Source organism: Microbacterium sp. (assembly GCF_047602155.1).
Classification (GTDB): domain Bacteria; phylum Actinomycetota; class Actinomycetes; order Actinomycetales; family Microbacteriaceae; genus Microbacterium.
Window position 1 is genome coordinate 3,144,529 of record NZ_JASGHZ010000001.1, and the last position, 10,912, is coordinate 3,155,440.

11 protein-coding genes and 1 pseudogene are annotated in these 10,912 nt (G+C 71.5%); 8 read left to right on the forward strand and 4 right to left on the reverse strand.

The genetic code is table 11. The features are described 5' to 3' along the window. Position 1: 1 nt before the first annotated feature. Positions 2–1,081, forward strand: a complete 1,080-nt coding sequence (fbaA, locus tag QM720_RS14545) for a class II fructose-bisphosphate aldolase (RefSeq protein WP_415127966.1) — start codon at positions 2–4, stop codon at positions 1,079–1,081. A gap of 252 nt (positions 1,082–1,333) precedes the next feature. Here fbaA and QM720_RS14550 read toward each other — a convergent pair whose 3' ends face one another. After that, the gene (locus tag QM720_RS14550) at positions 1,334–1,846 is read right to left on the reverse strand and encodes a DUF6264 family protein (RefSeq protein WP_415127729.1); all 513 of its coding nucleotides are present in this window, start codon (positions 1,844–1,846) and stop codon (positions 1,334–1,336) included. A gap of 47 nt (positions 1,847–1,893) precedes the next feature. Next, positions 1,894–2,883, reverse strand: a complete 990-nt coding sequence (locus QM720_RS14555; RefSeq protein ID WP_415127968.1) for a 4-hydroxy-3-methylbut-2-enyl diphosphate reductase — start codon at positions 2,881–2,883, stop codon at positions 1,894–1,896. A 152-nt stretch (positions 2,884–3,035) separates the two neighbouring features. Between QM720_RS14555 and xseA the strand changes: the two genes are divergently transcribed. Genes xseA through QM720_RS14590 form a run of 7 tightly spaced genes read left to right on the forward strand, consistent with a single transcriptional unit; the run spans position 3,036 to position 9,074 of the window. Beyond that, on the forward strand, positions 3,036–4,307 hold the full coding sequence (xseA, locus tag QM720_RS14560) for an exodeoxyribonuclease VII large subunit (protein ID WP_415127731.1): 1,272 nt from the start codon (positions 3,036–3,038) through the stop codon (positions 4,305–4,307). A 23-nt stretch (positions 4,308–4,330) separates the two neighbouring features. Then, complete coding sequence (locus QM720_RS14565) at positions 4,331–4,573, forward strand: exodeoxyribonuclease VII small subunit (protein ID WP_415127733.1); 243 nt, start codon at positions 4,331–4,333, stop codon at positions 4,571–4,573. Continuing rightward, positions 4,573–5,202, forward strand: a complete 630-nt coding sequence (locus tag QM720_RS14570; protein ID WP_415127735.1) for a DUF4245 family protein — start codon at positions 4,573–4,575, stop codon at positions 5,200–5,202. The genes QM720_RS14565 and QM720_RS14570 overlap by 1 nt, the downstream gene beginning before the upstream one ends. After that, positions 5,199–5,837 (forward strand): carbonic anhydrase, encoded by a 639-nt coding sequence (locus QM720_RS14575; protein WP_415127737.1) that lies wholly within the window; start codon positions 5,199–5,201, stop codon positions 5,835–5,837. The genes QM720_RS14570 and QM720_RS14575 overlap by 4 nt, the downstream gene beginning before the upstream one ends. A gap of 48 nt (positions 5,838–5,885) precedes the next feature. Further along, complete coding sequence (locus QM720_RS14580; protein ID WP_415127739.1) at positions 5,886–7,274, forward strand: class II fumarate hydratase; 1,389 nt, start codon at positions 5,886–5,888, stop codon at positions 7,272–7,274. A gap of 10 nt (positions 7,275–7,284) precedes the next feature. Continuing rightward, the gene (locus QM720_RS14585; protein ID WP_415127741.1) at positions 7,285–8,421 is read left to right on the forward strand and encodes a sensor histidine kinase; all 1,137 of its coding nucleotides are present in this window, start codon (positions 7,285–7,287) and stop codon (positions 8,419–8,421) included. Further along, the gene (locus QM720_RS14590; RefSeq protein WP_415127743.1) at positions 8,418–9,074 is read left to right on the forward strand and encodes a response regulator transcription factor; all 657 of its coding nucleotides are present in this window, start codon (positions 8,418–8,420) and stop codon (positions 9,072–9,074) included. The genes QM720_RS14585 and QM720_RS14590 overlap by 4 nt, the downstream gene beginning before the upstream one ends. A gap of 17 nt (positions 9,075–9,091) precedes the next feature. Here the strand turns inward: QM720_RS14590 and QM720_RS14595 are convergent, their stop codons facing one another. Together QM720_RS14595 and QM720_RS14600 are read right to left on the reverse strand one after the other, a co-directional pair. Further along, complete coding sequence (locus QM720_RS14595) at positions 9,092–10,393, reverse strand: PhoH family protein (protein WP_415127970.1); 1,302 nt, start codon at positions 10,391–10,393, stop codon at positions 9,092–9,094. Positions 10,394–10,617: 224 nt separating this feature from the next. Continuing rightward, a pseudogene (locus QM720_RS14600) lies at positions 10,618–10,912 on the reverse strand (aminotransferase); the annotation flags it as partial.

Genomic DNA, 10,912 nt, shown 5'->3' on the forward strand with positions numbered 1-10,912 from the left:
AATCGCAGACCCGCAATCAAGACCCCGCCACACAACCGAGGAGCAGAAAATGCCAGTCGCCACCCCCGAGCAGTACGCCGAGATGCTGGACCGCGCGAAGGCCGGCGGCTACGCGTTCCCGGCCATCAACGCCGCCAGCTCCCAGTCGATCAACGCCGTCCTGCAGGGGCTCACCGAGGCCGGGTCCGACGGCATCATCCAGGTGACCACCGGCGGCGCCGACTACTTCGCCGGGCACACCGTCAAGGGCCGTGCCACCGGCGCGCTCGCGTTCGCGAAGTTCGCCACCGAGGTCGCGAAGAACTACCCGATCACCGTCGCCCTGCACACCGATCACTGCCCCAAGCCCGCCCTGGAAGACTTCGTGCTGCCGCTGATCGCGGCATCCGAGGAAGAGGTCCGCGCCGGACGCAACCCGATCTTCCAGTCGCACATGTGGGACGGGTCGGCGGTGCCGCTCGACGAGAACATCGAGATCGCCCGCGAGCTCCTCCCCCGCATCAAGAACATCAACGCGATCCTCGAGGTCGAGATCGGCGTCGTCGGCGGCGAGGAGGACGGCGTCAAGCACGAGGGCACGAACGACGCCCTGTACACGACGACCGCCGACGTGTCGAAGTTCGTCGACGCGCTGGGCCTGGGCGAGAACGGCCGCTACATCGCCGCACTGACTTTCGGCAACGTGCACGGCGTGTACAAGCCCGGCAACGTGAAGCTCAAGCCGGAGCTGCTCGGTGAGATCCAGGAGGGCATCGCCGCGAAGTTCGGCACCGGCGCCAAACCCCTCGACCTCGTGTTCCACGGCGGCAGCGGCTCGACCGACGAGGAGATCGCCCTGGCCGTCGCGAACGGCGTCGTGAAGATGAACATCGACACCGACACGCAGTACGCCTTCACGCGCTCGGTCGCCGGCTTCATGTTCGCGAACTACGACGGCGTCCTGAAGGTCGACGGCGAGGTGGGCAACAAGAAGGCCTACGACCCGCGCGCCTGGGGCAAGGTCGCCGAGTCGGCCATGGCCGCGCGCGTCGTCGAGGCGACCACACAGCTCGGCTCGGCAGGCCACTCGATCAGCATCTGACCCGCCCGCACGCAGAACGCCCCGACCGCGCTCCAGACGGCCGGGGCGTTTTGCCGCGCCGTGCAGGCGCCGTGCAGGCGCCCCGCATTCAGTCGCGGCATTGTGCGGGTATCGGCCGTGCGCACCCGCACAATGCCGCGACTGAAACGTCCCACCAGGCCGCCAGGCCGCCAGGCCGCCAGGCCGCCAGGCCGCCAGGCCGCCAGGCCGCCAGGCCGCCAGGCCGCCAGGCCGCCAGGCCGCGGGAGGGCGTCACCCGCCGAAGTGGCTGACGACCGCGGGGTCGCCCAGCAGGGGCACGACGAGGCAGACGGTCATCGCCATGAAAGTGACGATCGCCCCGACAAGGGGAATCCACCACGTCAGCCGCCGGGCCCGCAGGGAGCGCCACGACACGACGGCGGTGAGCACCCACCCGGCGGCGAACACGATCGCGCCGATGCGCCCCCACAGATCGCCCTGCGCGGTGTTGGTGAAGGTCGCGTCGATGCCGGCGAGCTCCATCCACGTCTTCGCGAAGTCGGTGAAGTCCCAGATCTGAGGCACGGTGCTCAGGACCGTCACGAGCCCGTAGGCGAGGAGGGCGATCGTGATGATGCGGTCGGCCGTGCGCGACGGCCGCGCAGCCGTCGTCGTCGGGCGCGGCGGGTGCGCCGCCGCATACCCGGATGCCGCCGTCAGCTCCTCGTGGTCGGCCGGGGCACGGATCGCCGCGCGCTGCTCCTCCGGGGTCGCGTATTCGCCATATTGCGGCCTGGGCCGCAATTCATCAGCACTGTGCGGGCGCGGAGGCGGGGAACCCGTCGCGTCGCTCACGAACGCGCCCGCCCGCCCAGGGCCCGGTCGTCGCGCCGGCCGTCGGCGTCCTGGCGCAGTTCCTTCGGCAGCGAGAACATGAGATCCTCCTCCGCCGTGCGCACCTGCTCGACCTCTCCGTAACCGGCGCCGGCGAGCTCGGCCAGCACCTCCTGCACGAGCACCTCCGGCACCGAGGCGCCACTGGTGACGCCGACGGTCGCGACGCCGTCGAGCCATTCCTGCCGGATCTCGTGCGCGTAGTCGATGCGGTACGCGGCGCTCGCGCCGTGCTCCAGGGCGACCTCGACGAGCCGCACGGAGTTCGACGAGTTGGCCGAGCCCACGACGATGACGAGGTCGGCATCCTTCGCGACCTTCTTGATCGCGACCTGGCGGTTCTGCGTGGCGTAGCAGATGTCGTCGGAGGGCGGGTCGTGCAGCTCGGGGAAACGCTCGCGCAACCGCCGCACGGTCTCCATCGTCTCGTCGACCGACAGCGTGGTCTGCGACAGCCAGACGACCTTCGACGGATCCTGCACCTTCACGCGGTCGGCGTCGCCCGGCGAGTTCACGATCGTGACGTGGTCGGGCGCTTCGCCCGCGGTGCCCTCGACCTCTTCGTGCCCGTCGTGGCCGATCAGGAGGATCTCGTAGTCCGAGCGCGCGAAGCGCACCGCCTCGCGGTGCACCTTGGTGACGAGCGGGCAGGTCGCGTCGATCGCCTGCAGTCCGCGGTCGGCCGCCGCGTTCACGACCGCCGGCGACACGCCGTGCGCGCTGAAGACGACGTGCGCCCCCTCGGGCACCTCGTCGACCTCGTCGACGAAGATGGCGCCCTGGGCTTCGAGCTCGGTGACGACGTGGATGTTGTGCACGATCTGCTTGCGGACGTACACCGGCGCACCGTAGCGCTCGAGCGCCTTCTCGACGGCGATGACGGCGCGGTCCACGCCGGCGCAATAGCCGCGCGGCGCGGCCAGCAGCACCCGCTTGTGTCCGACCACCGGGTTATCCTGAAGCCGTCCGCGCGGCCCCGGCACGCGGGGCGTGGGAAGGCGGATGGCAGTGCTGGTCACACCCCGATTCTATGTTCCGAGTATCGGGGCGCGCTGTGCGACGGCCGCGAGCGCGCGGCAGGAAGGGCGGTGAGGCTGTCATGACCTCGTTCGAGCCGGCACCGGGCCAGACCCCGCCGCCCGACGCCGTGCGCCCCCGCGACTCCTCCCCCGACACGCCGACGTCGATCTCGCGCCTGAACGAGACGATCCGCGGCTTCGTGTCGAACTGGGGGTCGGTGTGGGTCGAGGGTGAGATCACGGCGTGGAATCTGCGCGGCGGGCACGTCTTCGGCCGGTTGAAAGACGCGACCGGCGAGGCGATGATCTCGTTCCGGCTGTGGTCGTCGACGTTGCAGCGCCTGCCCGACGACCTCAAGACCGGCGACCGCGTCGTCGCGTGCGTCAAGGCCGACTACTTCGTCAAGACGGGCGACTTCGGCTTCACGGTCTCGGCCATGCGGCACACCGGCCTCGGCGACCAGCTCGAGCGGCTCGAGCGCCTGCGCGCCCAGCTGCGCGCCGAGGGGCTGTTCGATCCGGCCCGCAAGCAGCGCCTGCCGTTCCTGCCGCACGTCATCGGGCTCATCACCGGCGAACGCAGCGACGCGGAGAAGGACGTGCACCGCAATGCCGAGCTGCGCTGGCCGCAGGTGCGCTTCCGCACCGTCCACGCGGCGGTGCAGGGCGAACGCTGCGTGCCGGAGACGATCGCCGCCCTGAAGACCCTGGATGCCGACCCCGAGGTCGACGTCATCGTCATCGCCCGCGGCGGCGGCGACCCGCAGACCCTCCTCGGGTTCAGCGACGAGCGCCTGCTGCGCGCGGTGGCGGCGGCATCCACCCCCGTCGTCTCGGCGATCGGGCACGAGAACGACCATCCCCTGCTCGACGACGTCGCCGACGTGCGCGCGTCGACGCCGACGGATGCCGCCAAGAGGGTCGTCCCCGACGTCGCCGAGCAGCGCGCGCTCGTCGAGCAGCTGCGCTCTCGCGCGCGCTCGCGCCTCACGCAGCGCATCGGGCACGACATCGCCCAGCTGGAGCAGCTGCGCACGCGCCCCGTGCTGCGCGACCCGGAGTCGCTGCTGACCGCGCGCGCCCACGAGCTGTGGACGCTGACCTCCCGCGGACGCGACGCCGCCTGGCGCCCCGTGGATGCCGCCGACCGCCAGTCCGCCCAGCTGCGGGCTTCGCTGCGCGCACTGTCGCCCGGCGCGACGCTGGCCCGCGGGTACGCCATCGCCCACATCGGCGACGGCGTCATCGTGCGCGATGCCGGCCAGGCGCCGGCCGGCACGCAGGTCGTCGTGACGGTCGCCGAGGGCTCGTTCGCCGCCGTATCCGAGGGCGCCGTGGCGGAGGCCGGATGACCGCCGACTCTAGAATGGATGCCATGACCAGCGACAGTGCCGCCGACGTCGCTCAGCTCTCGTTCGAGCAGGCCCGCGACGAGCTCGTGCGGGTCGTCGCCGAACTGGAGCAGGGCTCGCCCACCCTGGAGCACTCGCTGGCCCTCTGGGAGCGCGGCGAGGCGCTGGCGGCCCGGTGCGAGCAGTGGCTGCTGGGCGCCAAGCAGCGCCTGGAGGCGGCGCGTCAGACCACCGCCACGGACAACACCGCGAAGTCGGAGCCGTGATGGCGGGCCCCAGGATCGTCGCCGAGCTCGGCCGCCCCGAGACGCCGCAGGAGACGGCCGACCGCAAGGCGGCCTCGTCGGCCGCGTACCGGCAGAGCAAGACGGTGCGCAACCTCGTCGCCGCGCTGCTCGTGACGCTCGCGGTCGTCGCCGTCGTGTACCTGGGCGTGCCGCGCGGTTCCCTCGCCGAACCGGAGCCCGTCGATGTCGCCGCGGCCGCCGAGGCCGCCGCGGCGTCGCTCGGCCGGCCCGTGCTGGTTCCGCAGGTGCCGGACGACTGGCGCGCCAACTCCGCCCGCATGGAGGGCAGCATGTGGCGCGTCGTCTACGCGCCCCCGACGGGGTTCGTCCGCGTCGCGCAGGGCATCGATGCGGCCGACACGTGGGCGTCGAAGCAGCTGGGCGGATACGCGCCGAGCGACACCGTCACGATCGACGGCATCGTGTGGGACGAGTTCGTCCTCACCGGCACCTCGGACGGCATCTCCTACGCCCTGTCCACCGACGCCGGGCGCGACACCGTGCTGATCTACGGCTCGGTCGATGCGGCGACGGCGGCCATCGCGGCGACCGGAGTCGCCGACCAGGTGCGCGACCTGCGTGCGCAGGCGGGAGGACAGCAACAGTGAGCGAGCGCCCCACCCCGGCACAGGTCTGGGACGAGATGCAGCGCGGCAACGCGCGTTTCGTGGCCGGCGAACCCCGGCATCCGCGGCAGGACGTCGAGCGACGCGCCGAGCTCGCCCACGCGCAGAAGCCGCAGGCCGTGCTGTTCGGCTGCTCCGACTCGCGCCTGGCCGCCGAGATCATCTTCGACCAGGGGCTCGGCGACCTGTTCGTCGTGCGCAACGCCGGTCAGGTCGTGTCCGACTCGGCCACCGCGAGCCTGGAGTACGCCGTCGCCGTCCTCGACGTGTCGCTGATCATCGTGCTGGCACACGACGCGTGCGGCGCCGTGCGCGCCGCGATCGACTCCACGGCGCCCGATGCCGCCGAGCTGCCGCCGCACATCTGGCGGCTCATCGCGCGGATCGTGCCGGCCGTGCGCAGCGTCCTGCGCGCCACGCCCCGCGCGACCCCCGCGACCGTCGACGCCGAGCTCGTCGGCCGCGAGCACCTGCGCAATACGGTCGACGACCTGCTCGAGTCGTCGCGGCTCATCGCCGACGCCGTCGCCGCCGGACGGCTGGCGATCGTCGGCGCGAACTACCGGCTCGGCGACGGCACCGCCGTGGCCCAGGTCAGCGTCGGGCTGGGCGACTGACGCGCACAGACTGTAAGACACCCCAATGGAAGACGAGGACGTGAAACCATGACCGAGTACCGGATCGAGCACGACACGATGGGCGAGGTGCGGGTGCCCAAAGACGCCCTGTACGCCGCGCAGACGCAGCGCGCCGTGGAGAACTTCCCGATCTCGGGCACGGGCCTCGAGTCGACGCAGATCGCCGCTCTCGCGCGCATCAAGAAGGCCGCCGCCCTCGCCAACAAGCAGCTCGGCACGCTCGACGGAGCCATCGCCGATGCCATCGCCTGGGCGGCCGACCAGGTCATCACGGGCGCCTACGACGCGCAGTTCCCGGTCGACACGTACCAGACCGGCTCGGGCACGTCGTCGAACATGAACATGAACGAGGTGCTCGCCACGCTCGCAACGCAGCACCTCGGCGCCGCGGTGCACCCCAACGACCACGTCAACGCGTCCCAGTCGTCGAACGACGTGTTCCCGACCTCGGTGCACATCGCCGTCACGCAGGCTCTCATCGACGACCTGATCCCCGCCCTCGACCACCTCGCGGTCGCGCTCGAGGCCAAGGCCGAGCTGTGGAAGGATGCCGTCAAGTCGGGCCGCACGCACCTCATGGACGCGACGCCGGTCACCCTCGGCCAGGAGTTCGGCGGCTACGCCCGCCAGGTGCGGCTCGGCATCGAGCGCGTGCAGGCGGTGCTCCCCCGCGTCGGCGAGGTGCCCCTGGGCGGAACGGCCGTGGGCACCGGCATCAACACGCCGCTCGGGTTCCCGCAGAAGGTGATCGAGCTGCTGGCCGCCGAGACCGAGCTGCCGATCACCGAGGCGAAGGACCATTTCGAGGCGCAGGCGAACCGCGACGGCCTGGTGGAGGCGTCCGGGGCTCTCCGCACGATCGCGGTCTCGCTCACGAAGATCAACAACGACCTGCGCTGGATGGGCTCGGGCCCCAACACGGGCCTCGGCGAGCTGCACATCCCCGACCTGCAGCCCGGGTCGTCGATCATGCCCGGCAAGGTGAACCCCGTCGTCCCCGAGGCCACGCTCATGGTGTGCGCACGCGTCATCGGCAACGACGCCACGGTGGCGTGGGCCGGCGCGTCCGGCGCGTTCGAGCTCAACGTGGCGATTCCGGTCATGGGCACAGCCCTCCTGGAGTCGATCCGGCTGCTGTCGAACGCGATGCGCGTCCTCGCCGACAAGACCGTCGACGGGCTCGAGGCGAACCTCGAGCGCGCCGCGGCGTTCGCGGGCATGTCGCCGTCGATCGTCACCCCGCTAAACAAGCTCATCGGCTACGAGGCGGCGGCCAAGATCGCCAAGCACGCCATCGCGAAGGGCATCACCGTGCGGGAAGCAGTCATCGATCTGGGCTACCTGGAACGCGGCGAACTGACCGCGCAGCAGCTCGATGAGAAACTCGATCTGCTGTCGATGACGCACCCGGGTTGATAATCGGAGTGTGGACCAGTCCGTGACCGAGACGATGAGCGTGCCCGCCGCCGCGCCGGAGGCGCAGACCCGCGCGTCCCGCGCGGCCGCGGGTGCCGCCGCGAGCGCCTCGTCTTCGCACCGGGTGCGCAGCCTCGGCCTGCTGCTGACGGTCGTCGCCGCGGGGTTCGCGGTGACCGCGCTGGCCCTGCTGCTGCTGGCGGCGGTCTCCGACCAACCGGTGTCGTGGCCGGCCGTCGCCGCGTTCGTGGTCATGGCCCTCGTCACCGTCGCGGTGACCGCGGTGATCGGCTGGATCGTGCTCGCCGCACCGCAGGCCGTCGCAGCCCCGCCCGCGCCGTCCGCTCCGGCGCCGCCCGCCCCGGCGCCGTCCGCTCCGATGACCCGGGCGCCGCGAGCCGATCCGGCCGGCGACAGTGCCGAGGCCGAGTTCGAGACCCAGCGCCGGCTGCTCGATGACGTGCGGCACGAGCTGAAGACCCCGATCACGATCGTGCGCGGCCACCTCGAGCTGATGGACCCCGCCGACCCCGACGACGCGGCGGCCACTCGCGCGCTCGGCATCGCCGAACTCGACCGGATGACCCGCCTGATCGGCGACATCGACCTGCTCGCCGCCGTCGAGGCCGAGCACTTCTCGATGGGCGACATCGAGCTGTCCGCCCTGACGCAGCGCGCATGGGAGCTGGTCGCGGTGATCCCCGGGCACGACTGGAGCATCGAGCAGACGGCCGAGGGCGTCATCCGCGGCGATCGCGACCGGCTGCTCCAGGCCTGGCTGCAACTGGCCGAGAACGCGGCGAAATACACCCCCGAGGGCACGCCGATCGAACTCGGAAGCTCCGTGCACCCCTCCGGCGCGCAGCTGTGGGTGCGCGACCACGGTTCGGGCATCCCCCCCGCGATGCGCCACCGCATCTTCCGCCGGTTCGACCGCGGCGCCGGCAAGCGCACCGTCGGCGGGTCGGGCCTGGGGCTGGCGATCGTCGATGCGATCACCAAAGCGCACGGCGGGCGATGCCTCGTCGCCGACACCGCCGGCGGCGGGGCGACCTTCACCGTCGAGATCCCGATCGGCACGCGGGCGTCGCTGCCGACGCCGGTGCGCGCCGGCGATGTGGTACTGCAACGAGAGGCCTCCGGATGACCCGCATCCTCGTCGTCGACGACGAACCGCACATCGTCTCACTCGTGACCCGTGCCCTGCACGCCGAAGGGCACGAGACCGTCGCGGTCGACGACGGCCAGGAAGCGCTGGAACGCGCCCAGCAGGGTGATCTCGACATGATCATCCTCGACGTCGGTCTCCCCTCGATGGACGGGTTCGAGGTGCTGCGGCATCTGCGAGCCACGGGCGACACGATTCCGGTCATCATGCTCACGGCGCGCAGCTCGGCCCACGACGCCGTCGACGGGCTGGATGCCGGGGCCAGCGACTACGTGCCGAAGCCGTTCTCGGTGGCCGAGCTCATGGCGCGCGTGCGCTCGCGGATGCGCGAGCGCACCGGAGCGATCACGATGGTGCTGACGCACGGCGACGTGACCCTCGACATCCTCGCGCGGCGCACCACGGTCGCCGGTCGTGAGATCGACCTGTCGGCGCGCGAGTTCGCCCTGGCCGAGCAGTTCCTGCGCAACCCCGGAGCCGTCCTCAGCCGCGAGACGCTGCTGAGCCAGGTCTGGGGCATGGACTTCGATCCGGGCTCGAACGTCGTCGACGTCTACGTGCGGTATCTGCGCTCCAAGCTCGGCTCCGACCACATCGTGACGGTGCGCGGCGAGGGCTACCGCTGGGAGTAGCCCCCGCCGCGCCCGCTTCAGCTGAGCTCGCCCTGCTCCAGCAGGTCGGTGACCAGCGCCGCGATGGCGGAGCGCTCCGAACGCATGAGCGTGACGTGGCCGAACAGGTCGTGACCCTTGAGCGTCTCGATGACCGAGGCGACGCCGTCGTGCCGGCCCACGCGGAGGTTGTCGCGCTGCCCGACGTCGTGCGTCAGCACGACGCGGGAGTTCTGGCCGATGCGGCTGAGCACCGTCAGCAGGACGTTCCGCTCCAGCGACTGCGCCTCGTCGACGATCACGAATGCGTCGTGCAGGGAGCGTCCGCGGATGTGGGTCAGCGGCAGCACCTCCAGCATCCCGCGCGCGACGACCTCTTCGAGGACGTTGCCCGAGACGACCGAGCCGAGCGTGTCGAACACGGCCTGCCCCCACGGGTTCATCTTCTCGCCCTGGTCGCCCGGCAGGTAGCCGAGCTCCTGCCCGCCGACGGCGAACAGCGGACGGAAGACGATGATCCGCTTCTGCTGCTGCCGCTCCAGCACCGCCTCCAGGCCCGCGCACAGCGCGAGCGCCGACTTGCCGGTGCCGGCCCGGCCGCCGAGCGAGACGATGCCGACCTCGGGGTCGAGCAGCAGGTCGATCGCGATGCGCTGCTCGGCCGAGCGTCCGTGCAGCCCGAACACGTCGCGGTCGCCGCGGACGAGCTTGTAGGCTCCGTCGCCGGTGACCCGGCCGAGGGCGGACCCCCGCTCGGAGTGGATGACGAGCCCGGTGTTCACCGGGAACCCGCGTACCTCGTCGCTGGCGGCCACCTCGCTCTCGTACAGATCGCTGATGTCGTCGCCCGAGACGTTCAGCTCGGCGATGCCGGTCCACCCGCTGTCGACGGCCTGCTCGGCGAGGTACTCCTCGGCGTTGATGCCGAGGGATGCCGCCTTCACGCGCATCGGCAGATCCTTGGAGACGACGGTGACCTCCTGCCCGTCCTGGGCCAGGTTCATCGCGACGGCGAGGATGCGGCTGTCGTTGTCGCCCAGGCGCATGCCGGCCGGCAGGACGGCGGCGTCGGTGTTGGTGAGCTCGACGCGCAGCGTGCCGCCGTCGCCCACCGGAACCGGGAAATCGAGGCGCCCGTGCTCCACCCGCAGCTCGTCGAGGTGACGCAGCGCCTGCCGCGCGAAGTAGCCGATCTCCGGGTCGTGGCGCTTGCCCTCCAGCTCGGTGATCACCACCACCGGTACGACGACGGAGTGCTCCGCGAAGCGGAAGAACGCCCGTGGATCGCTGAGCAGCACCGACGTGTCGAGCACGTAGGTGCGCAGATCCTCGTCGGCGATGTCCGCCGCGCGCGAGTGCTGCTGAGTTGCCTGTCCGCCGCGTGCTGTCCGTGTGGTCACGTCCCACTCCCGCCCCGGGCGTGACGCCCGGCAGTGACGAGTCGACCGTGGTCACGAGTCGTGGATGGGCCGACTCGACCGGGCGCCTTGCCCGATGTGATGACCGTACGACGGTCGGAGGCACCGTGGCGCCCGCGACACGCCGCGGACGGATGACGAACGGGTTAACTCTCCCGCGCGTCCCATTCCGACGCGGGTGAGGCCACCACCGTGCGGGTGGCGGCGACCTCGGCCAGGGCGTCGCCGAGCAGCATGAGGCTGTCGGCGCCGGTGCCGACGTGCGTCGCGACGCGGATCGTCGCGCCCCGCGCCGTGACGGTCACCCCGTGGTTGGCCAGCGCGGCCGCCAGCGGCGCGGCATCCCGCGGATCCGGCAGGAGCGTCACGATGCCCGCGTGGGCGTGTCGCGGCGTCAGCACCGGCATGCCGTAGCGCTCTGCCAGGGTGAAGACGTCTTCG

What these genes read in the sequence shown, in the direction of transcription:
- xseA (WP_415127731.1), top strand. Translation starts at nt 3,036, where the DNA reads ATGACCTCGTTCGAGCCGGCACCGGGCCAGACCCCGCCGCCCGACGCC.
- QM720_RS14565 (WP_415127733.1), top strand. Translation starts at nt 4,331, where the DNA reads ATGACCAGCGACAGTGCCGCCGACGTCGCTCAGCTCTCGTTCGAGCAG.
- QM720_RS14570 (WP_415127735.1), top strand. Translation starts at nt 4,573, where the DNA reads ATGGCGGGCCCCAGGATCGTCGCCGAGCTCGGCCGCCCCGAGACGCCG.
- QM720_RS14580 (WP_415127739.1), top strand. Translation starts at nt 5,886, where the DNA reads ATGACCGAGTACCGGATCGAGCACGACACGATGGGCGAGGTGCGGGTG.
- QM720_RS14590 (WP_415127743.1), top strand. Translation starts at nt 8,418, where the DNA reads ATGACCCGCATCCTCGTCGTCGACGACGAACCGCACATCGTCTCACTC.